The sequence below is a fragment of the Rothia nasisuis genome (assembly GCF_928381405.1).
GTDB lineage: Bacteria > Actinomycetota > Actinomycetes > Actinomycetales > Micrococcaceae > Rothia > Rothia nasisuis.
The window spans coordinates 45411-67826 of sequence record NZ_CAKMSB010000002.1 but is presented as its reverse complement, the minus strand read 5'-3'; the positions used below and the strand labels follow the sequence as shown (position 1 = coordinate 67826).

The 22416-nt window shown below is 54.7% G+C and carries 22 protein-coding genes; 13 read left to right on the top strand and 9 right to left on the bottom strand.

Annotated features, from left to right (window positions below):
* The first annotated feature begins 108 nt into the window (after nt 1-108).
* The 4 genes from leuA to L6966_RS01790 all read left to right on the top strand — a co-directional run bounded on the left by leuA (nt 109) and on the right by L6966_RS01790 (nt 4818).
* Nucleotides 109-1851 carry a 2-isopropylmalate synthase gene (leuA, locus tag L6966_RS01805; protein ID WP_237232781.1) on the top strand — a complete coding sequence of 581 codons (1743 nt, stop codon included), beginning with the start codon at nt 109-111 and terminating at the stop codon, nt 1849-1851.
* Nucleotides 1852-2137: 286 nt separating this feature from the next.
* On the top strand, nt 2138-2902 hold the full coding sequence (gene recO, locus L6966_RS01800) for a DNA repair protein RecO (RefSeq protein WP_237224923.1): 765 nt from the start codon (nt 2138-2140) through the stop codon (nt 2900-2902).
* A 5-nt stretch (nt 2903-2907) separates the two neighbouring features.
* Nucleotides 2908-3708, top strand: coding sequence for an isoprenyl transferase (locus tag L6966_RS01795; protein ID WP_083091048.1), 801 nt, complete (start codon nt 2908-2910; stop codon nt 3706-3708).
* Nucleotides 3709-3732: 24 nt separating this feature from the next.
* A complete protein-coding gene (locus tag L6966_RS01790; RefSeq protein WP_237224924.1) occupies nt 3733-4818 on the top strand; it encodes a quinone-dependent dihydroorotate dehydrogenase in 1086 nt (361 codons plus the stop codon).
* Between the two features lie 86 nt (nt 4819-4904).
* Here L6966_RS01790 and L6966_RS01785 read toward each other — a convergent pair whose 3' ends face one another.
* Nucleotides 4905-5516, bottom strand: a complete 612-nt coding sequence (locus tag L6966_RS01785) for a DUF3043 domain-containing protein (protein ID WP_237224925.1) — start codon at nt 5514-5516, stop codon at nt 4905-4907.
* Between the two features lie 58 nt (nt 5517-5574).
* Between L6966_RS01785 and L6966_RS01780 the strand changes: the two genes are divergently transcribed.
* The 5 genes from L6966_RS01780 (at nt 5575) to L6966_RS01760 (ending at nt 10626) form a co-directional block, all read left to right on the top strand.
* Nucleotides 5575-6972: a dipeptidase gene (locus L6966_RS01780; protein WP_237224926.1), complete on the top strand. Its 1398-nt coding sequence runs from the start codon at nt 5575-5577 to the stop codon at nt 6970-6972.
* 80 nt (nt 6973-7052) lie between these two features.
* Entirely contained in the window at nt 7053-7409 is a 357-nt protein-coding gene (locus tag L6966_RS01775; protein WP_237224927.1) for a HesB/IscA family protein, read from the top strand.
* Between the two features lie 225 nt (nt 7410-7634).
* The gene (gene ctaC / locus L6966_RS01770; protein ID WP_083091043.1) at nt 7635-8504 is read left to right on the top strand and encodes an aa3-type cytochrome oxidase subunit II; all 870 of its coding nucleotides are present in this window, start codon (nt 7635-7637) and stop codon (nt 8502-8504) included.
* 10 nt (nt 8505-8514) lie between these two features.
* Nucleotides 8515-10215, top strand: coding sequence for an aa3-type cytochrome oxidase subunit I (ctaD, locus tag L6966_RS01765; protein WP_083091042.1), 1701 nt, complete (start codon nt 8515-8517; stop codon nt 10213-10215).
* A gap of 9 nt (nt 10216-10224) precedes the next feature.
* On the top strand, nt 10225-10626 hold the full coding sequence (locus tag L6966_RS01760) for a cytochrome c oxidase subunit 4 (RefSeq protein ID WP_083091041.1): 402 nt from the start codon (nt 10225-10227) through the stop codon (nt 10624-10626).
* 584 nt (nt 10627-11210) lie between these two features.
* Here L6966_RS01760 and qcrB read toward each other — a convergent pair.
* From qcrB to ctaE, 4 genes are read right to left on the bottom strand one after another with little or no spacing between them, the layout of a single operon-like run.
* Nucleotides 11211-12875, bottom strand: coding sequence for a cytochrome bc1 complex cytochrome b subunit (gene qcrB, locus L6966_RS01755; protein ID WP_237224928.1), 1665 nt, complete (start codon nt 12873-12875; stop codon nt 11211-11213).
* Nucleotides 12875-13966, bottom strand: a complete 1092-nt coding sequence (qcrA, locus tag L6966_RS01750) for a cytochrome bc1 complex Rieske iron-sulfur subunit (RefSeq protein WP_237224929.1) — start codon at nt 13964-13966, stop codon at nt 12875-12877. The genes qcrB and qcrA overlap by 1 nt, the downstream gene beginning before the upstream one ends.
* A gap of 47 nt (nt 13967-14013) precedes the next feature.
* On the bottom strand, nt 14014-14808 hold the full coding sequence (gene qcrC / locus L6966_RS01745) for a cytochrome bc1 complex diheme cytochrome c subunit (protein ID WP_083091038.1): 795 nt from the start codon (nt 14806-14808) through the stop codon (nt 14014-14016).
* A gap of 52 nt (nt 14809-14860) precedes the next feature.
* Nucleotides 14861-15499 carry an aa3-type cytochrome oxidase subunit III gene (ctaE, locus tag L6966_RS01740; RefSeq protein WP_083091037.1) on the bottom strand — a complete coding sequence of 213 codons (639 nt, stop codon included), beginning with the start codon at nt 15497-15499 and terminating at the stop codon, nt 14861-14863.
* A gap of 251 nt (nt 15500-15750) precedes the next feature.
* Here ctaE and trpD point away from each other — a divergent pair, with 251 nt between their 5' ends.
* The gene (gene trpD, locus L6966_RS01735) at nt 15751-16791 is read left to right on the top strand and encodes an anthranilate phosphoribosyltransferase (protein ID WP_083091036.1); all 1041 of its coding nucleotides are present in this window, start codon (nt 15751-15753) and stop codon (nt 16789-16791) included.
* Between the two features lie 27 nt (nt 16792-16818).
* Here trpD and L6966_RS01730 read toward each other — a convergent pair whose 3' ends face one another.
* Nucleotides 16819-17202 carry a DUF3054 domain-containing protein gene (locus tag L6966_RS01730; protein ID WP_237232780.1) on the bottom strand — a complete coding sequence of 128 codons (384 nt, stop codon included), beginning with the start codon at nt 17200-17202 and terminating at the stop codon, nt 16819-16821.
* Nucleotides 17203-17409: 207 nt separating this feature from the next.
* On the opposite strand from L6966_RS01730, the gene L6966_RS01725 reads away from it, so the two are divergent.
* From L6966_RS01725 to L6966_RS01715, 3 genes are all read left to right on the top strand, one after another.
* Entirely contained in the window at nt 17410-17880 is a 471-nt protein-coding gene (locus tag L6966_RS01725; RefSeq protein ID WP_237224932.1) for an NfeD family protein, read from the top strand.
* A gap of 19 nt (nt 17881-17899) precedes the next feature.
* A complete protein-coding gene (locus L6966_RS01720) occupies nt 17900-18988 on the top strand; it encodes an SPFH domain-containing protein (protein ID WP_083091033.1) in 1089 nt (362 codons plus the stop codon).
* A gap of 124 nt (nt 18989-19112) precedes the next feature.
* Entirely contained in the window at nt 19113-19451 is a 339-nt protein-coding gene (locus L6966_RS01715) for an RNA polymerase-binding protein RbpA (protein WP_083091032.1), read from the top strand.
* A gap of 117 nt (nt 19452-19568) precedes the next feature.
* On the opposite strand, the gene L6966_RS01710 is transcribed toward L6966_RS01715, so the two are convergent.
* From L6966_RS01710 to L6966_RS01700, 3 genes are all read right to left on the bottom strand, one after another.
* Nucleotides 19569-20366 (bottom strand): hypothetical protein, encoded by a 798-nt coding sequence (locus L6966_RS01710; RefSeq protein ID WP_237232779.1) that lies wholly within the window; start codon nt 20364-20366, stop codon nt 19569-19571.
* Between the two features lie 143 nt (nt 20367-20509).
* Nucleotides 20510-21244, bottom strand: coding sequence for a polyprenol monophosphomannose synthase (locus L6966_RS01705; protein ID WP_237224934.1), 735 nt, complete (start codon nt 21242-21244; stop codon nt 20510-20512).
* Nucleotides 21245-21354: 110 nt separating this feature from the next.
* The gene (locus L6966_RS01700; RefSeq protein ID WP_237224935.1) at nt 21355-22407 is read right to left on the bottom strand and encodes a hypothetical protein; all 1053 of its coding nucleotides are present in this window, start codon (nt 22405-22407) and stop codon (nt 21355-21357) included.
* Nucleotides 22408-22416 lie beyond the last annotated feature (9 nt).

Sequence of the window (22416 nt, the reverse complement as noted above, 5' to 3'; positions counted from 1 at the left end):
AGATGACTCATAAGTTGCTTATCTGCCGTAGCGAAGCGCCCCGGGTGTAGCTTCGCTACGGGTCAGTGCTACCCGGGCTATCCCCTCACCACCGACTAAGGTAAAGCCATGAAGAATTATCAGAAACCCTCACCCATGCCCGTACACAAGTACGTTCCTTTTGACCAGCAGATTAAGGTATCGTTACCCGATCGCACATGGCCTGATCAGACCATGATAAAGGCGCCCCGCTGGTGCGCTGTTGACCTGCGCGACGGTAATCAGGCCCTCATTGATCCTATGGACACCGAGCGTAAGCTGGCCATGTTCAAGCTGCTTGTGAGGATGGGCTATAAGGAAATCGAGGTTGGTTTCCCTTCAGCGTCAGCTACTGACTTCAACTTTGTGCGCACACTCATTGAAGAGGGCCACATCCCTAACGACGTCACCATACAGGTGCTGGTGCAGTGCCGTGAGCATCTTATCCAAAAAACTTTCGAGGCTATTGACGGCGCTCCGCGCGCCATTGTCCACTTCTATAACTCCACCTCGGTGCTTCAGCGCCGTGTGGTCTTTAACCAGGACCAGGACGGCATTCTCGATATCGCCCTCACCGGTGCCCGTCTTTGCAAGAAGTACGAAGAACAACTGGCCGGTGACACCAAGGTTATCTACGAGTACTCGCCCGAGTCTTTTACCGGCACCGAACTTGAATACGCTGTGCGTGTCTGCAACGCCGTGACCGATGAGCTCGGTATTGGTGAACGTAACGAGGTTATTATCAACCTGCCTGCCACCGTTGAAATGGCAACCCCCAATGTCTATGCTGACTCGGTCGAGTGGATGAGCCGGCACCTGACCAACCGCGAACACGTAGTGCTATCCCTACACCCCCACAATGACCGTGGAACGGGTGTTGCTGCGGCCGAGCTGGGTTATCTGGCTGGTGCAGACCGCATTGAGGGCTGTCTCTTTGGCAACGGAGAACGGACCGGCAATGTTGACCTCGTGACTCTGGGCCTCAACCTGTACACGCAGGGCATCGACCCAGAGATTGACTTCTCGGATATCGACGAGATTCGGCGCACGGTTGAGTACTGCAACCAGTTGCCCGTTCATGAGCGTTCACCCTACGGTGGCGACCTTGTCTTCACCGCCTTTTCTGGCTCCCACCAGGATGCCATCAAGAAGGGTTTTGAGCGTATGGATAAGGACGCTGCCGAGCAGGGTAAGAGCGTGGAAGAGCTGGCCTGGGCTGTACCCTACCTGCCAATTGACCCCAAGGATCTGGGCCGCACCTACGAGGCCGTGATCCGGGTGAACTCGCAGTCTGGCAAGGGCGGTGTAGCCTACCTGCTCAAAAAGGACTTTGGCTTGGACTTGCCTAAGCGCGCCCAGCAGGAGTTCTCAGCTATTGTGCAGGCACGCACAGATGCTGAAGGCGGTGAGGTCGCCAGTAAGGCCCTCTGGGATATTTTCGCCGATGAGTATCTGCCCAGTAGTGAGGCTGAAAGCCGCTGGGGCAAGTACCGCATCGAGTCGCTCTCCATCGATTCAGAAGAACACGGTGAAACTACCATGCGCGTGGGCCTCAACATCGATGGGCATACCTACAACCGTTCAGCCGTGGGTAGCGGCCCCATCGAAGCATTGCAGTCTATCTTGGCTCAGGAGGGCGTGGACGTCCGTGTGCTTGACTACAGTGAACATACCCTAGCATCAGCAGCAAACGCGCAGGCAGCCTCTTATATTGAGGCCGCCGTAGGTAGCCGTGTGCTCTGGGGAGTCGGTATTGACAGCTCCACTACGCGAGCTTCGCTCAAGGCTATGATTTCTGCTGTAAACCGCACGCTGAGAGACGCCGATAGCTAGCTCTCACAAGATCTGTGGGCCAGCCACCTGGGCAGGGTGGCTGGCCCTGAACTATATTCGGTGATGTTGTGAGGCTTATTCAAAAGCCTGATAGCTTAAGGGGCGCGGCAGAAAGGTGAACTGGCTGGGTCTGGCATGAATTGCCGAGTGAACGTCAGCGAACCAGGCAAGAAGGTTAGTTCACCGTTGCCGTGCCCGAAGCTATCTTAGAGACTTTTGAATAAGCCTCTTTGAGCTTTTTGCCCGGTAAAAGCTCAAAGTCTGCGGGGTGTGGCACAATAGAAGGGTGACTTCAGCGCTTTCAACGACCAAGACAGTTCGTGATAGCGCTATTGTTTTGCGTACCCAGGATTTGGGGGAGCACGACCGCATCGTCATCTTAGCTACCCAGCATCACGGTCTGCTACACGCTGTGGCTAAGGGGGTGCGCAGGCCATCCTCTAAGGTCGGTGCCAGGCTCGAACCCTTCATGCTGGTAGATATCTCGGCAGCTCAGGGTAAGAAGCTAGCCACCATTGCACAGGTTGTCACCCGGAGGGCCTACCTGGGGCCCATCGTAGCTAGCTATGTGCGATTCACGGTAGCCACCGTGATAAGTGAGGTGGCTGAGCAGGTACTCAATCATGAGACTGACCGTGTTCAACAGCAGTTTTCCCTGCTTGCCGGGGCGCTTTCCTCACTAGCCAAAGGTATTTTGCCGCCCCACCGCGTCCTTGATTCCTATCTTCTGCGAGCCCTGCATACTGCGGGCTGGAGCATGGCAATCACCTACTGTGGTAGCTGCGGTGAGCAGGCTGTTAACTATTTTTCTCCGGAAGTCGGTGCGCTGTGCACCGCCTGCTCCCGCGCAGGAGCCTTTACCCGTCTCACCCCCTTGCCACCGCAGTCCCCGGCCTATCTGGCGGCTCTTGCAAGCGGGCATTGGGACGCTCTCACCCCGACTCCGTCGCTAGCCTTTAGACAGCGGATGAGCGGGCATATTATGGACTATGTACAGTGGCAACTCGACAGGCCGCTCAAGACGCTGACGACTCTCGAAAAGGAAAACTAATCGTTATGACCTTCGTCAAGCCCTACGCCCATCCCTCCGGGGCGCTTGCCCCTTCCATACCGGCTAAGTTTGTACCCCGGCACGTGGCTGTAGTGATGGACGGTAACGGACGCTGGGCCAACGAACGCGGGCTACCCCGCAATGAGGGCCACCGAGCGGGTGAAGCTGCCCTGCTCGACGTCGTCGCTGGCGCTATCGAGATGGGTATACCCTATGTTTCGGCTTATGCTTTCTCCACCGAGAACTGGAAGCGTAGCCCCGACGAAGTAGCCTTTCTGATGCGTTTTTCTGCTGAGGTTCTTGAACGCCAGCTTGAAACTCTCAAGAGCTGGGGAGTCCGTATCCGCTGGGCAGGCCGTAGGCCTAAGCTCTGGAAGTCGGTAATTAAACTACTGGAGAAGTGCGAAGAGGAGACCAGGGGTAATACTCTGTGTACCCTCACTATGTGCGTCAACTACGGCGGGCGCGCCGAAATCGCAGATGCCGCCTCCCTCATTGCCGAGGAGGTCGCGGCGGGGCGCCTCAAACCCAAGCACGTTAACGAAAAAATCTTTCAGCGCTACCTCGACGAGCCTGACCTACCCGATGTCGATCTCTTCCTGCGCACCAGCGGCGAGCAGCGCTTCTCTAACTTTTTACTCTGGCAAAGCGCCTACGCAGAAATGGTTTTCATGAATGTGCTCTGGCCCGATGTCGACCGGCGTACCCTCTGGCAGGCCGTTGAAGAGTATGCCCGCCGTGACCGCCGCTACGGCGGTGCTATCGACCAGGTGAAAACCTCCGAAGTTTCCCACTCACTAGGCTAAAGCCGTTGCTGAAAGGGGTCCCGCATGCGGATTTACCCAACCATTTTTAAGATATTCTTCAAACCCATGGACGCTGAAAAGGCACACCACGTGGGTATGTGGGGCGTCCAGGCCTTACGTCGCACCGGTATCACCCGTCTCGGGGGGCGCTTTCTCGCGCCAGCCCCCTCCTTGAGCACCGAAGTCATGGGCCTGACTTTTCCTTCACCTTTTGGCCTTGCAGCTGGTTTCGACAAGGGCGGTAAGGCAATTGCTGCTCTGAGCAACCTGGGCTTCGGGCACATTGAAATTGGTACCGTTACAGGCCAAGCACAGCCGGGTAACCCGCAGCCCCGTCTCTTCCGCCTTGTTGAAGACGAGGCCATTATCAACCGTATGGGTTTTAACAACGACGGCGCTGCGGTAGTAGGGCCACGGGTGGCAGCAGCCCGCGCCGACCTTGAGGCTGAGTACCGCGGTAAAGTTCGCCCCATCATTGGTGTGAATATTGGCAAGACTAAGGTCGTAGCGCTCGATGATGCCATTGACGACTATCTGGTCAGTACCCGCATCCTTGCTCCTCAAGCTGACTATTTAGCTGTCAATGTCAGTTCTCCTAATACGCCGGGGCTCCGCGACTTGCAGGCTATTGAAACTCTAGAGCCACTGCTCAAGGCTGTACGGGAGGAGGCTGACCGAGTGGTAACGGGGCGGCGCGTGCCCCTGGTGGTCAAGATTGCACCTGACCTGGCAGATGAAGATATTAAGGACGTTGCCGCTATGGCCCTTAGGTTGGGGCTTGACGGTATTATCGCGACAAATACCACTATCAAGCGTGAGGGGTTGGGGTTGATTACCCCCTTGAGCAAAGTTCGTGAAATTGGCGCAGGCGGACTCTCAGGGGCACCGCTTCAACAAAGATCTCTTGACGTGCTCCGTTTGCTCAAGCGCGAGGTGGGGGAGCAGCTTGCCATTATCTCGGTGGGGGGCGTTTCAACCGCTAACGATGTTGCAGAACGGTTAGAGGCAGGAGCCGATTTGGTGCAGGGCTACTCTGCGTTTATCTATCAGGGGCCGCTCTGGGCAGCTCATATCAATCGTGGGCTTTTTACAGTGAGAGGTTCCCGCTAAGTCGGGCTTATGACGTTATGGGTAAAAGGGTCGCTACCGGGCTTTGGTAGCGACCCTTCGGTCTTTCAGGTGAGTCGGTTGCTGAGTCAGCTAGGGTACTGCCCGCGGGAAACCTGAGGCTTGGGCAGGCGGAAGCGCCGAATCATCATGACGCGGTTAAAGGCGTAGAAGGCCGAGCGAGGTTCGAGCGAACCGAATTTAGCCAGGAGCTTCTTTTTGAGGCCGCGCCACATGACCCAGTAGTCGGCTAGCCAAAGCAGAATCATGGCCCACATGAAGAGTGACGAATACTGGGTCCACCCGGGAACAAGGAGACCGACAATGAAGGCTGCCAGGATCACAATGAGCATCACATCACCCAGGTTGAAGCGGGCGTCCACATAGTCGCGGATGTAGCGGCGTTGAGGGCCACGGTCGTTGACCGGCAGATAACGCTCGTCTCCGGTTTGTAGGGCATGCTGTTGCTTTGCTCGGTTCTCTCGGTCGGCTTCACGCTGAGCTTCCTTAGCGGCCTTACGGTCAGCAGGAACCAGAGGGGTACGTCGCGCTGCCTCACGCTCCTTGCGCGAGGGGGTGGGGCGTCCCTTGGGTGCGGTGTACCCAGGGTGACCGACCTCTACCTCAGCTTCCTTGTTGGGGGAGGATTCTGCCTCAGCAGAACCGGCGTTTTCACTAGTTTTCTTATTACGACCAAACACCCCTTAAGAATAACCAAGAAGGTGCTGATATATACAGTTAGAGCGTATTCTGAGATGTATGACAGAACACGGTTTTGACTTTTCGCGGCGCAAAGAACTTTCCCGCGCGCTAGAAACACGCTTTGACTCAGAACTTGAGCTACTTTCAGAGCTCGTAGCTATTCCCTCGGTTGCGTGGGAATCCTTTGACTTGACCCAGGTGCATCGCAGCGCCGAGAAGGTCCGACAGCTGGCGCTTGATGCCGGCTTTGAAACCGCTGAGGTGCTATCTGCACCCTACGGTGAGGGTAAGCAAGGTATGCCAGCTGTTGTAGCCCATAAAGAAGCAGCACCCGGGTCACCAACGTTCTTGCTCTACGCTCACCACGACGTCCAACCTGCTGGCGATGTTTCGCTGTGGGAAACTGCGCCCTTTGAGGCTACCCGCGTCGGGGACCGATTGTACGGGCGAGGTGCCGCAGATGACAAGGCGGGGATTATCGTGCACCTTGCTGCTTTCAGAGCAGTGAGTGAAGTGCTGGGGGAGTCCTTCACCGCGGGAGTCACCCTATTTATTGAGGGCGAAGAAGAGGCAGGCTCACCGAGTTTCGAGGCTTTTCTTGAAACCTACCGTGACAGGCTGGCGGGGGACTACATTGTAGTTGCAGACTCGGCAAACTGGAAGACCGGTATACCTGCCTTGACTACCGGGTTACGCGGTGTAGCAAGCGGTGACGTAGCAGTTCGAGTTAGTTCTCATTCTGTGCACTCAGGTATGTTCGGCGGGCCTCTGCTCGATGCCAACACCGTTTTAGTGCACCTCTTGGCCTCCCTTCATAACTCTCAGGGTTCAGTTGCAGTTGAAGGTTTAATATCAGCACCTGAACCTGAAGTTGAATATGCTGAGGCAGACTTTCGCACCGACTCTGGAATCCTTGATTCGATGAAGTTGGCTGGAACTGGTTCAGTATCATCCCGGCTCTGGGCCCAACCAGCTATCTCCATCATTGGCATGGACATCACCCCGATTGCAGAATCTTCGAACACCATCGCTTCCACCGCAAAAGCACGCCTCAGCGTCCGCCTAGCCCCCGGCCAGGATCCAGAAATCGCTCACCGTGCAGTTGCCCGCCACCTCCAGTCCGCTAACCACTGGGGGGCTGAAGTGACCTACACGGCTGAGGATTCCGGTCGCCCCTACCAGGCCGACCTTTCCGATGAAGGTGCACAGCTGGCTCTGGCCGCACTCAAAGAAGCCTGGGGAGTGGACCCTGTCACCATTGGCATGGGCGGGTCCATCCCTTTTATCGCCACTCTCAGACAGGCATACCCGCAAGCCCATATTTTGATTACGGGGGTTGAGGATCCTGACACCAGGGCGCACAGCCCCAATGAGTCTCTCTATCTACCCGATTTCAAGAAGGCCATACTCGCTGAAGCCCTCATGCTGGCCGCAGTTTCGCAACCGTCTAACTAGTTCACTTGACCGCGAACATCTAGCACAGTCTAGAGAACCGGCGTAAGATTGGGAACAAGATTTCCGACGAAAGGAACAGCATGCCTGAGGCAGTTCTCGAAGACCTTCCCACCCACGGCGTTAACCTCACCGACGTTGCCGCTGATAAGGTGCGCACCCTACTTGAGCAAGAAGGTCGCACTGATTTACGTCTACGTATTGCAGTACAACCCGGTGGATGCTCGGGTCTGATTTACCAGCTCTACTTTGACGAGCGTGTGCTCGACGGGGACGCAGTGCGTGAGTTCGATGGTGTAGAGGTCATCGTTGATCGCATGAGCGTTCCCTATCTTGATGGTTCAACTATTGACTTTGAAGATAGCATCTCAAAGCAGGGTTTCTCCATTGACAACCCCAATGCCCAGGGCTCCTGTGCCTGCGGTGACTCCTTCCACTAAAAACGTCGTCAGATACTGAACGGGGGCATGCTCAGCATGCCCCCGTTCAGTATGCGCTGAAGATATCGTGAAATACTTCTGTAATGACACGTCTATTCAGCGACAGGTTGTCACTTTCGACGCCCATTTACGGGTAAGCTCGTATTGAAAGATTTAACACCTGGGTTCATGCTGTCCACACTCAGTAACCAGGTGACACGCACATCGCTACAGGAAGGGCCGTCTGTGAGTTCGCAGCATCGAACCAGCAGCAAGGGGCTAAAAGGTAAGGCAGTAGCCGTAGCCACCGCAGCCTCGGCACTGCTCTTGACCGGTTGTTCAGAACAGGCATCGGTGGGCTGGCTGCCCACCCGGCGTGGTGTAACCGATAACGTAGATACCATCATGGACCTCTGGATTGGTACATGGATTGCTGCCTTGGCAGTAGGCCTTGTAACGTGGGGGCTTATGCTGTGGTGTATCATCGCCTACCGCCGCCGCAAATACGAAACCGGCTACCCCCGTCAAGTGAGCTACCATGCTCCACTCGAGATCTTTTACACTGCCATCCCCATCATCCTCATCGTCAGCTTCTTCACCTTCTCTGACCGGGCAGAGCGCGAAATCACCGCTCCTAAGTCAGAAACTGCTGACGTCACTATCGAGGTTTACGGTAAGCAGTGGGCGTGGGACTTCAACTACCTTGATGAAAATGTCTACTTTGCCGGTGTTCAGGCTCGCTTGGACAAGCAGGGGAACGAGGGTGTAGAAGAAACCCTCCCCACTCTTTACCTGCCCGTAGACTCAACTGTTGACCTCCAGCTTAAGTCTCGCGATGTCATCCACTCCTTCTGGGTTCCCGCTTTCCTTGAGAAACGCGATACCGTTCCCGGTATGACTAATCACATGTACTTCACCACCGGTTCTGAGCCCGCTACCTACGCTGGCAAGTGTGCTGAGCTTTGCGGCGAGTATCACTCCGAAATGCTGTTCAACGTGAAGGTTGTCAGCCAGGAGGACTACGATATTTACATTGAGTCACTGCGTCAAGCCGATCAAGAAGGCCGCCTTGGTGACGAGTACAACCGTAACCCCAACATGAACACCAACAACTAAGAGGTGCCCCGTGACTACTCTTGAGTATTCAGCGGAAACAGCCGGTAGCGTTGTTCCGCGGGTGGTTCCCAAGTCCAAGGGACGAATCATCGTCAACTGGCTGACATCCACCGACCACAAGACCATCGGGTACATGTACCTGATTGCTGCGTTTATTTTCTTCTGCTTCGCTGGCGTGATGGCGCTTCTTATGCGCTTGGAGCTGTTCACCCCGGGCATGCAGATTCTTGAAACCAAGGAGCAGTTCAACCAGCTGTTCACCATGCACGGCACTTTGATGTTGCTCATGTTTGGTACTCCTCTCTTCACTGGCTTCGCTAACGTCCTCGTGCCATTGCAGATCGGTGCACCCGATGTTGCCTTCCCCCGTTTGAACTCGCTTGCCTTCTGGTTCTTCCTGTTTGGTTCGCTGGTTGCTATCGCGGGCTTCCTGACCCCTCAGGGCGCCGCTTCCTTCGGCTGGTTTGCCTATGCTCCGCTGAACAGCACTACCTATAGCCCCTCAGTCGGCGGAGACCTTTGGATTTTTGGTCTAGCTTTGCAGGGCTTTGGCACCATTATGGGTGGCGTCAACTTTTTGACCACCATCCTCTGCATGCGTGCACCGGGCATGACCATGTGGCGTATGTCCATTTTCACTTGGACCAGCCTCATCACTGCGATTCTGATTATCATGATCTTTCCCCCTCTGGCATCAGCTCTGTTTGCCTTGGGTATGGATCGTCGCTTGGGCGGGCACATCTTTGATCCTGAAAACGGTGGTGCCATTCTCTGGCAGCACCTCTTCTGGTTCTTTGGCCACCCTGAGGTCTACGTTCTGGCCCTGCCCTTCTTTGGTATCGTTTCAGAAATTATTCCAGTCTTCTCACGTAAACCGATTTTTGGTTACAAGGGGCTGATTTTTGCAACTATCGCGATTGCTGCCCTGTCAGTAACCGTGTGGGCACACCACATGTATGTCACCGGTGCAGTCATGCTCCCCTTCTTCTCCTTCATGACTATGCTGATTGGTATTCCCACCGGTGTGAAGTTCTTCAACTGGATTGGCACCATGTGGCAGGGATCCATTACGTTTGAGACGCCCATGCTCTGGGTCATCGGCTTCCTAATCACCTTCCTCTTTGGTGGAATCACCGGTGTTATCCTGGCAACCCCGCCGCTGGATTTCCACCTCTCGGATTCCTACTTTGTCGTGGCTCACTTCCACTACGTCATTTTCGGAACCCTGGTCTTCGGCATGTTCGCCGCTTTCTACTTCTGGTGGCCCAAGTTCACCGGAAAGATGTTGAATGAGCGCCTAGGAAAAATCCACTTCTGGATGCTTTTCATTGGCTTCCATATGACCTTCCTCATCCAGCACTGGTTGGGTGTCGATGGCATGCCGCGCCGCTATGCTGACTACATGCCAGAAGACGGTTTCACCTGGATGAACCAGCTTTCAACTGTGGGGTCAATGATTCTTGCGATTTCTATGATTCCCTGGTTCTGGAACGTCTTCATAACCGCTCGTCACGGTAAGCGTGTTGAAGTGGATGACCCCTGGGGCTTCGGTGGCTCCCTGGAGTGGGCAACTTCTTGCCCGCCTCCCCGCCACAACTTCACTGCTTTGCCCCGCATCCGTTCAGAGCGGCCTGCACTCGACCTGCATCACCCTGAACTGTCCACCAATACTGATATCGCGGCCGCAGCCCGTCAGGCAAGCGCGCGATAGGGGGCTACTGTGAAACTTCTTGCTAATATTTTTGCTTTCATCGGTGTCTTCCTGATTCCTGTAGGCATTGTCTACGGCTTCATGACTCACTTCGATGAATGGGCTGGTTTCCCCGCTATTTTGGCAACCGCCGTCATGTGTCTCTTCCTCTGGTACTTCCTCAAGTTCACCGATAAGAAGCACCCAGATATGCCCTATGAGAACCTTGAAGGCGAAATTGCCGATGGTGCTGGTGATTACGGTTTCTACTCACCCTGGTCCTGGTGGCCGCTCTTTATCGGCGCTGCCTGTACAATCGTAGTCTTGGGGCTCGCTATTGACTGGTGGATTGTCCTGATTGCCATTCCCTTTGCAGCGGCAGCTGTTCTAGGTTGGGTTTATGAGTACAACCGCGGCGATCACGCTCACTAAGGCAACCACATAGTTCCTGCTCTTTAGAGGGGTGGGGCCCGTACCAAATGGTACGGGCCCCACCCCTTTGGTTTGAGCCTGCAAGCTTTTAGATGCACCATGAGAGCGGAGCAGTTTTCTGAAGACGCCCACCCATGATCAGCAGCCGGAGAGAAAGTTAGAGGAGAGGGGCTGAACAGCTCTGGGCTGAACAGTGGAGGTGAGCTGGGCACGGGCTGCACGGAAGGCAGCTGGGCATAAAACTGAGCCGGTTTCTTGGTGGGTCAACCTTGGCTAATCAGGGCTGTATTGAGTTGGGTGTCACCGGCTTCTGGCAAGAGAGCTACCCGGTAGGAAGCTCAGTAGAGGTCACAAGTTGGTGAATCGGGTGGTTGTGGGTTTACGGTCGGTAGTGCTCAGGCTCAAATGCCCCACTTCTTACCGAAAGTGCCTCTCTAGCCGGTACTTTCGGTAAGGGGAGGGACATCCGGCAAGAGCAGACCGCCAGCAGGTGAATTTCAAAAGGTTCGTCACGCTACCCGCTTCTTAAGACAAAAGTGGGGCACCCCTTCAAAGGGGTGCCCCACACAAACTACAACCGTACTTTATTTTTCGATTGATTCGGTCTTATGACCGTCAACCTCATGTGCACCGTGGTGCTCATGGTGTGCTGCTTCGAGCTCCGCGGGGGTTACAGCAACTACACGGTCTTCGAACCAAATCTTTGAGAGACCTGCGCGGGTCTTCTCGATTAGGCCAACCTTGCCCTTCTTGTTGGGCTGAGCCGGGATAGGCTCAGGTGACTCGAAGGAGACCAGAGCGTAGCGGCGGTATTCATCGATGGGCTTGTGAACCTCAATGAATTCACCGTGGGGGAGCTGGACGACCTTGCCGGTTTCGATACCGTGCAGTACGAGCTCACGATCCTTGCGCTGGAGAGCCAGGCAGATGCGCTGAGTGATGAAGAAGCCAATCAGCGGACCGAATACGAAGGTAAAGCGGAGCCAGTAGGCAACATCGTTCAGCGATACGTGGAAGTGAGTTGCAATCAGGTCGGAGCTTGCCGCGATCATCAGGGCTGCGTAGCCGATGATGCCTGCTACGCCCACACCGGTACGGAAGGGGGCGTTGCGGGGGCGATCCAGAATATTGTGGACGCGGTTGTCCTTGGTGACCCACTGCTCGATCCAGGGCCAGAAGACCATGGCCATCATGACTGAACCAGCCATGAGAGCGAAGGGGAGAAGGACGCTCAGAACCCAGGTGCCGCCGAGGAATTCGAATTCCCAGGGCCAGGGCCAGACACCGGGCCACAGGCGCAGGGCGCCGTCACCGAAGCCTACGTACCAGTCAGGCTGGGTACCAGCCTGTACGGGTGAGGGGTCGTAGGGGCCGTAGTTCCAAATCGCGTTGATGGTGAAGGTTGCACCGAGGAAGGCGATGATACCGAATACGATGAAGAAGAAGCCGCCGGCCTTGGCTGCGTAGACAGGGCCTATGGGGAAGCCAACAACGTTGTTCTCGGTGCGGCCGGGGCCGGGGTACTGGGTGTGCTTGTGCAGTACAACCATGAACATGTGGATCGCCACGAGTAGCAGAAGCATGGCGGGGATGATCATGATGTGCAGGGTGTAGAGGCGACCAATCACGGCGGTACCGGGGAACTCGCCACCGAAGAAGAAGAGCGAGATGTAGGTACCAACCAGCGGGATTGACTTGAAAATACCGTCAACGATGCGAAGACCGTTACCTGAGAGTACGTCATCGGGCAGTGAGTAGCCGGTGAAGCCAGCCAAAATACCGATGATGAGCAGGGTGCTACCAACAACCCAGTTGAGTTCACGAGGACGGCGGAAAGCACCGGTGAAGAAGACGCGCAGCATGTGCACGGTCATGGCCATCATGAACATGAGAGCTGCCCAGTGGTGAATCTGGCGCATCAGCAGACCACCTCGAACATCAAAGGAGATATCCAGGGTAGATGCGTAAGCGGCAGACATGTGGGTGCCCTTCATGGGTACATAGGAACCGTCGTAGGTTACCGACACCATGGTGGGGTTGAAGAAAAAGGTTAGGAAGGTGCCTGAGATAATCAGGATAATCAGGCTGTAAAGTGCAACCTCACCGAACATGAATGACCAATGGTCGGGGAAGATTTTGCGACCGAATTCCTTGATGATACCTGAAGCACCAACACGCTGATCGACGTAGTGGGCGATGCGACCGGTAGAGGTCTTTGCCTTGTAATCAGACTGCATTGAAGTCGACATTATGCTTCACCTGCCATTTCCTTGATGTGCTTTGCACGCTCCCAGTAGCCGGGGCCGACGGGTTCGTGGAAGTCACTCTGGGCGACCAGGTAACCTTCGGAGTCAACCGCGATGGGCAGCTGGGGTAGGGCGTGGCCTGCGGGGCCGAAGATAACCTTGCACTCTTCTGCCGCGTCAAAGGTTGACTGGTGGCAGGGGCAGAGCAGGTGGTGGGTACGCTGCTCGTACAGAGCGATGGGGCAGCCTACGTGAGTGCATACCTTGGAGTAGGCGTAGATGCCGTCAACGTTCCAGTTTTCACGGCCGGGGGTGGTGTACTTGACGTCAGCAGGGTCCAGACGCATGAGCAGTACAACGGCCTTAGCCTTTTCCTCGAGGTAGCCGTTCTCGTGAGAGAGGCTGGCCAGGGTCTCGGGGAGGACGTGGTAGGCAGACCCCAGGGTGACGTCGGCAGCCTTGATTGGGGTACCGGAAGGGTCACGCACGAGGCGGACACCTTCGTCCCACAGGGTGTACTTAAGTACCGAGGGGTCGGCTGGCCCCAAATCCCGGAATAGGGTGACGAAAGTCAGGGGAGCGAGAATAACAGAACCGATGAGAGTATTACGGAGGAGGGGGCGACGTTTGATACCCGACTCTTCAATGATAGTCTCAACGATTTCCTGTGCCTCTGCACGGTCTTCTTCTGAGGTGACCGCGTGACGCTCTTCGACCATTTCATGGTCGGGCATCAGTGAGCGTGCCCAGTGGACGATGCCGATACCGATACCGAACATAGCAAAAGCGATGCCAAGACCAAGTAGCAGGTTCTGCAGTCGAAGCATGTTGTTAGCTTCGGGGTTCATGACATCGTAAAAGTTGCCAGTTACCTCAATACCGAAATAGCCGACCCAAAAGAGCAGAGAGCCCAGCATAGAGATGACAAAGAGCAGAACTACCTGTCGCTCAGCGCCTTTGGCTCGTTTGGGGTTGATGTCGGTAAGACGAGGGGCGTGCAGAGGAAGGCCCGGGTTCGGGAACTTCTCAGCGTTAGCCTCGTGAGAGGTAACTACGGCAGCTTTCTCGTGTGCGCCGTCACTATGGTTTCCCATGTGTTGCCTCAAATCTTCTTTGGTACGAAATTGGTGTGTGCGTGAGCTTATGCAGCTCGAGAGGTTAGCCAGAGAGTAAATGCAATGACGATGATTAGGCCTAGGGTCCAAATGAGCATACCCTCAGACACCGGGCCAAGTGAGCCAAGCTTGAAGCCGCCAACCGATGCGTTTACTTCCTGAGATTTCAGGTAGGTGATAACATCACGCTTTTCTTCAGGGGTGATATTTGCGTCGTTGAAGACGGGCATGTTCTGCGGACCGGTGGCCATTGCTTCGTAGATGTGCTTCTCTGAAACGCCCATCAGGGTGGGTGCAAATTTACCGCGGGTCAGTGCACCGCCAACGCCAGCAGCGTTGTGGCACATAGCGCAGTTGGCCAGAAATACCTTGGCACCGTTGGCCGCATCGCCCTTGGAAACGTCAAGGTATTCATCTTCAGGGATGGCAGGGCCGGCACCGAGTGAAGCAACGTAAGCGGAGAGCTGCTTGGTCTGCTCTTCGTTGAACTGGCCGGGCTTCATCTGAGCCTGAACGCCCTGCATCTGCATGGGCATGCGACCTGTACCTACCTGGAAGTCAACAGCTGCCGCTCCGACACCAATCAGCGCGGGGCCGTCTGCTGAACCCTCAGCCTGAGTGCCGTGGCAGGTGGCGCAGTTCGCCAGGAAGAGTTTCTGCCCTTCTGAGATATCTTCTGCTGTGTAGGTGGTGTTTGTCGCCGCCTGAGCCTCGTTAGTAGCCGTGGCAACTGCGTAGAGGCCGCCTGACAGGAGTAGGGCAAGGGCAAGCAACACGAGAGCTGCGAGCGGATGACGTCGCTTTTGGGAAAGTGCCTTCACGTCGTTGTTCCTTAGTGTGTGTGCTAGTTAGTTTACTTTTGCGGTTACCGGTTTACTTCAGGAAGTAGACGACGATGAACAAGACAATCCAAACGACGTCAACGAAGTGCCAGTAGTACGAAACAACAATTGCTGACGTTGCTTCGTAATGACCGAAACGCTTTGCCACATAGGCACGACCGATAATGAGCAGGAATGCGATGAGGCCGCCGGTCACGTGAAGAGCGTGGAAGCCGGTGGTGATATAGAAAGCCGACCCGTAAGCGCTGGAGGCGATGGTCATACCTTCAGCTACGAGGTTGGCGTATTCGTAAGCCTGAACAGATACGAAGAAAGCGCCCATGATGAAGGTCAGAAGGAACCATTCGACCATGCCCCATTCTCGGACGTTAAAGAGAGAACCGGTACGGCGAGGCTTGAGCTGCTCAGCCTTGAAAACACCAAACTGGCAGGTAACAGAGCTCAGCACCAGCACGATGGTGTTGGCAAGAGCTAGTGGGACTTCAAGCAGCGGAGTATTCTCAGCCCAAATATCGGGGCGAGATGCGCGTAGCGTGAAGTACATTGCGAACAGGCCGGCAAAGAACATGACCTCAGAAGCAAGCCAAACCACGGTGCCGACGGCTACCTGGTTGGGTCGATTCAGAGTGGCATGAGCCGACTTACTGGGAGTATGGGTTGCAGTTGTCACATAGACATTATGTCTGTAAAACCGCCCTCGAACCAAGAGATAAGAGGGTGTGCCGGGTGGTGTGTTGTAAATCCTGCCTCTGTCCCCTGCAATTTCGGGGTTTTAGAGCAGGGCGGTCGACACATCAAGGTGTAAAAGTTGCGTAATTGAAGTTTAAAGTATCCCCGAATCACTGCTTGCTTGAGAAAGCATTCGATTGACTCCGTCTCATCAAGTCGCATGACTCCTCTTTGAACCGTATGATGTGAGCTATGGCAAGCTCAATAAGTTGGAAATATCTGCTCAATCAACTCGTGGCGCAACAGGATCTCACGCAGGACGAAGTCTCTTGGGCGATGGATGAAATCATGACCGGGTCTACCCCAGAAGCCATTATCGGTGCGTTTTTGGTAGGGCTTCATGTTAAGGGCGAGACACCGCTAGAGTTAGCTGCGCTAGCCCAAGGCATGCTTGATAAGGCCGAGAGTATAGAAGTTACCCAGGACGCTGTTGACATTGTTGGTACCGGAGGGGATCAGCAAAACACCGTCAACATCTCCACCATGGCCTCCCTCGTTGCTGCCGGGGCAGGGGCACCTGTCATTAAGCACGGCAACCGCGCATCGACGTCGTCAAGTGGCAGTGCAGATGTTCTTGCCGAATTAGGTATCAACCTCAATATGAACATTAAGGATGTTGCAGGGTCAGTAGCTGCCACAGGAATCACTTTTCTGTTTGCACAGGTTTTTCACCCATCAATGCGGCATGTAGCCCCCGTGCGTAAATCATTGGGCGTGCCCACAGCCTTTAACTATCTTGGCCCCATGACCAATCCCGCTAAGGTCCGAGCCTCCGCTATTGGGGTTGCCGATGGTGATATGGCTGAAAAAATTGCCCACGTTTTTGCGTCACGCGGTGACCATGCGCTGATCTTTCGAGGTAGTGACGGGTTGGATGAAATCACTATCACGGGCCCATCGGTCATTTGGGAGACTCATGATGGGGGAGTGACACGTGAAGATTTTGCTCCTGAGAACCACGGGTTTACCCTAGCTTCAATTGAAGATCTTCGAGGGGGAGACGCAACCCATAATGCTCAAGTTGTACGTGAGACTTTGCAGGGGAGTGAGGGCCCTATTTTGGATGCGGTTTTACTCAACGCCGCAGCAGGAATTGTGGCCTACCGACCACAGGATGGCAGATCTTTTGAAGAGCGTTACGCCCAGGCCCTCAAGGATGCTCGCGAGTCAGTCACTAAAGGCAAAGCAGTCAAGGTCTTGAACGATTGGATTGCATATAGCCAGGCTCACTAGAAGTGTTGCAGGCGAGTAGACCTACCACTAGCGTCGACGGGCTACCAGCAAAGCAACTATTCGCCAGCCGCAGAGCAAAACCAACAGGGTGAGAGCTGAAACCACAATAAAAGCTGTTGCCGCAGTGTCGCCCATGGAAAGCCGAAGGCCAATACCTAATACCAGCGTAGTTACCCAGACCATGAAACCTTCCAGTAAAAGGGGAAGGGCTCTACGAGAACCGACGGCCCAAACTCCCAGGTGGGCAGCTGCAAGTGCCAGCACAAAGGGCGTTGCAGTGGGCAAAATTTGCCCTAAAGGTTCGTGATGGCTCGTAAGACCGATGGCTATAAACACAAGGACGAGGCCAACATCAAGCAACATGCGAATCGGCTGAGGTAAAGAGACAAATCGCTTGGTGGAAGTAGTCATGGATACCAGTCTAGTGCCGCTACACAAAGTTCCAGGCTAAAACTAGCCCTTGATTCTGCAGCAAGGAGGTGAGGGGAGCTTTTTAAGCTTTACTTTACATAATGTATATTATCGGCTTTACAGTATGGGTGATAACTGTGGAAACACTGGACTAGCATCACCTCAACCTGGAACAATGAGAGGTACCTATTTCACACGGAGATTCACATGATTCAATGGTTCACCGAGCATCTTTGGGCTTTCTGGTTAATGGCTGCGATTATCCTTGCACTCATCGAAATCCTGATGCTTGACTTTGTCTTTCTTATGATGGCTTGCGCTGCACTCTCTACCGCTGGTGCTGCCACCGTTCTAGATTCCTTTGTGGGCCAGGTTCTTATTTTTGCTGCTATCAGCCTGGCCCTCTTACTGGGCCTGCGCCCACCTCTTATCCGCAAGTTTCATCAGAGCTCACCCAACATATCCATGAACTCAGACGGCCTCATAGGAACTGAAGCCTTAATTACACAAACAGTGACTGCCGACACAGGGTTATCTCGTATTGCTGGTGATATCTGGACAACCCGCCCAGAACAAGATCAGGCGGTGCTCCCAGAGGGTACGCGTGCAACTGTTGTCGCCATTCGCGGTGCCACCGCCTATGTAGCTCCATTAAGCGCACCTAAAACTCACACCTAATACCCCCGAAGGCTCCATCATGAATGTTTCAACCTTAACTACAACTATTATTTTAATTGCCCTCATTCTGCTTGTCCTAGCCATTTTGCTCAGGGCCGTTCGAATCATTCCACAGGCGCGCGCTGGCATTGTTGAGCGTCTGGGCAAATACCACACTACTCTCAACCCGGGCTTCCACGTCACAGTCCCCTTCATTGACCGCGTCCTGCCCCTCATCGATTTGCGTGAACAGGTTGTTTCCTTTCCCGCCCAATCTGTCATTACCGAGGATAATCTGGTGGTAGGGATTGATACCGTTGTCTACTTTCAGGTCACTGACCCCAAAGCTGCAACCTATGAAATCACCAATTACATTCAGGCTGTAGACGAACTCACCAGCGCAACTCTACGTAACGTCGTCGGTGGCCTAAACCTCGAAGAAACCTTGACCTCCCGCGATCAAATCAACACTGAACTCCGCGGCGTCCTCGATAGCACCACCGGCCGCTGGGGAATTCGTGTATCTCGTGTAGATATCAAAGAAATTCAGCCCCCTCACTCCATCCAGGACTCAATGGAGAAACAGATGCGCGCCGAACGTGACCGCCGCGCAGCCATCCTCACCGCTGAGGGTCAGAAGCAGTCTCAGATTCTCACCGCTGAAGGTGACTCCCGCGCGGCGATTCTGCGTGCTGAGGGTGAAAAGCAGTCTCAGATTCTCACCGCTGAAGGTGACGCTAAGGCAGCTATTCTCCGTGCAGACGGCGAAGCCCAGGCTATTCAGAAAGTTTTCCGCGCCATTCATTCTTCGAATCCCAGCCAAAAATTGCTCACTTACCAGTACCTACAAACTCTTCCCAAGCTGGCCGAGGGAGATGCCAATAAGCTCTGGTTCATTCCCACGGAGCTGGGTGACGCATTGCGCGGTATAGGCAACGCATTTACGCCAGCAAACGCTGCCCCTGATATGGGAGATGAGGAGGATGAACAGGACGCGGCCACTCCCCCGGCCTCCCCGCTGGTTGACACTCCCGTAGTCAAGGTAACAGCTGAAGACCTCAACCCCAATCTGGATAAGCTCGATAGCGGCGTTGAAATTCCGGATGAGAACGGGCCTCTTCAACCCTAAATTCTCGTTTAGCGCATTCTGTGGCCCCTAAGGTAGGGGCCACAGCCGTTATAATGGTTTTTTGGCCGGTTGCTTCAGCCCCACTCAGGTTGAACCAGCCTCATCGTCATCGTATGGAGGAAAAATGAGCGATCGTAGCCTGCGCGGTATGCGCCTAGGTTCACAGTCTATGGAAACCGAATCGGGGGTGGAGCCGGCTCCCCGTCAGCGTGTGGAATACCGCACCGAGGACGGCGAACGAGTCTTCGTAACGTTTGCTCAGGAGGCTGAGATTCCCGCAACCTGGACTGCAAAATCCGGCAAGGAGGCATCCCTGGTCTCTGGTCAAGGCAAGGTTGAGGAGAACACCGATAAGCCCGTTCGAACCCACTGGGACATGCTGTTAGAGCGCCGTAGCGTTGAAGAGCTCGAACAAACCCTGCAGCAGCGCCTAGAAATTTACCGTGAGCGTCACGCCCTTTAAAAAATAAATGATGCTTATTCAAAACAGGAGCCTCACTGGAACAGCCCAGTGAGGCTCTTTGTGGAATTCATTTAGATTTTTCTTCCACGGTGGGGCCTGCGGACCCACCGTGGAAATTCACTGATACCATTTTTTGGGAACCCACTGTTGCTCAGCAAAGTTCAGGAGTGCCTGCTCTTGTGCCGGGATAAGCTCAGTATATAGCTCCGCCCGATTAGTATCTTTGTGAACGTTGACTCCTACTACCATCCAGCCATTATTCTCATGGTCATACAAACTAACGGTTGCTTCCTCAGCACTGTCAACCACATTAAACTTACGGAATGAATACCAGGTCGGCGTAGCCTTTAGCTCGAATTCGTAGCTATGCACCGGCCGCGTTGAACCATCAGGTAGCAACAGCAATAGAGGAGCCTTGTAATAATAGTAAGTTTTCGAGTTTTCGATCTTTGAAGTATGACTTCTATCTACGCGGGTCAGATATATCTGACCAATGAGGGCTGGATAATATTCAATCCAGCCGTTCTTCCACGCCGTTGCAATGCGCTCCCCTTCACGCTTTCCTCTGGAACGAAAATACAGGGGCAAGGCTATGAGGATGATGGCGGCCAAGCCAATAATCGGTGCAGCAAGAATTAACCTATTCAGCAGAGAACTAACCCAGAAGAGCACTGCACTTGCAAAAACCCCCGCTAAGCCCAGCATGATGAGAATAACAAAGAGAAATATGCTGGTGCTCGTCGGTGTGCTACCTGGTAGCGGCCCCGTATCACGAACCACCTCAAACGCTCCGCTACGTTCACGACGCGGATTAGGGTTATGGTAATAGTCAGCTTGTTTTGATGGAATCAGGGGGTTATGCGCTTTGACAAGCGGTGAAAGCCGACTTTTAGTGAGGTGTTTCAGCTCTATCATAGGGTGTCCTAAAGTTGATGTTCAGGGCGCACACTAGCTCATGCTTCAACTAAACCCAGCGTACCCTGCCGAGTAGCCGCTACCTTGAACTAGCTCCGTACATACAACATACTTCCAACCATAAGAGCATGTCACGTAGGCCCTTACCGTTTGATAGATTTCTTAAGTTTGGTCAGGCGGGATGTGAGACCCCATCGGGTTACCTTGGTCATGGAATCCACAATAATATTGCCGTCCATCTTAGAGCTACCAATTTCACGTTCAACAAAGGTGATGGGAACTTCTACGATGTTGAGACCCGCCTGCTCCGAACGCCAGGCTAAATCGACCTGAAAGACATAGCCTTTTGAATCGATACCCTCAAGGTCTAGCTGCAAAAGTGCTTCGCGCCGGAAGGCACGATAGCCTGCAGTGATGTCCTTGACCGCGGTTCCTAGAATAAGGCGGGTATACAGGTTGGCGCCGCGAGAGAGAACCTGGCGGTGGATAGGCCAGTTCTTAGTCTTCCCCCCGGGCACGTATCGTGAACCGATAGCTAAATCAGCTCCCTGCGCTATGGCCTGGAGCAGAAGGGGCAGTTGCTCAGGCTGGTGTGAGCAATCAGCGTCCATTTCGACGAGCACGTCATAGTCGGCGTCTAGACCCCATGCGAACCCTGCCAGGTAGGCACCCCCCAGCCCGTCTTTGACGGTACGGTGCAGAACGTTAATGTGAGAGTCAACCTGAGCCAGGCTATCGGCAAGTTCGCCGGTACCGTCGGGGCTGTTGTCATCAACGACCAGAATGTCGCACTCCGGAACCGCTGCTCTGAGGCGCTCTACTACGATGGGAAGGTTCTGTTTCTCATTGTAGGTAGGAATCACGGTTAGTACTCGCATGTAGTCTCCTTGAGATGGACCATCTGGTCTGATGGCTTTTTAAACCAAAGTCTCATTATATAGGTAGTAGTGGCGCGGCGCCCGCTCTTGCCCGCAGCCACAGCGGTGAGTCATCTGAGGGTAGAGCCGCTCCGATAGAGGGCAGTAAGCTGTGGCCGAGGCACATCACTTGACAGGACGGGTAGAAGCGGAGTTCGAGCACGCGGGTCGGTACTCCAGGCAGAGATACGCGAATCAGGCGTTTGCACCATAAGCTCAGTGATAGACCAGATGGCCAGGTGCGCAGGAGCTCCAGGCACAAGCTGACCGGCCAGAGGGTTAGCGACTCCCCCAGCCCGATAGACGGCACGAGTCATAGACTGAAAGGCCCCGCGAGCTGACACCGCAAGCTGTTCAGGTGCATTGACAGCGGCATTGATGAGCTCCCACCCCAGATGGGTCGGCTCTGTGCTCATCGGGTCTGAGCCGAGCATGACGGAGGCCCCTGCCGCCAGCGCCTGCCCGTAGGCCTGGCCTGAGTCTGTGTAGTCGGATGAGAAACCTAGTGATACTTGCAGGTTGATTGCCGTGGTCAGGTTACTTTCGTTAAGGCCCTTGAGCCCGTCAAGGCGAGGGCTAATGCGGACGCGCGTGAGCGGCTCAAGTTCTTTGAGGCGTTGCAGGGCGGCCTCTGCGGCCTGCTGATCTGCAGGAATAATCGAAAGGTTAAGTCGCCCTGCGCCAAGCTCCCCTAAAAGGGCGTCGGTCAGCTGGGCGGGATCATTCACATAAACACCGGCAAGTGAGCCCCCCAGCATGCTCTCAGCAACAGAAAGTTCAACTCGACCAGCAGGTACATAGAAGCGGGGCTCAACTCCCTCATACTCAGTAGGCCCCTCTGTCAGGTCGGTCAAAAAAAGGTTAGCTACGCTATACCCCCTCCCCTGTAGCCGACTCAGGAGGGCCGGGGCGTCCTTGTGAGCAACAGCCACCGCACCCAGCGCGAAGCTGGGAGTCACGAGTTGACCGGCAAGCTCGGTTGAGCTCATGGTGGGGTCAATGATGGAGCGAGCACCGGCGTCCTGGCCAATCCACTCCACCAGGCCACCGTCAATCACGAGGGCCGTGGCAAAAGAATCAGCGGGGCTGTATACAGAACCATCAAAGAAAACGTGGGCGGGCAAGAGGGCATT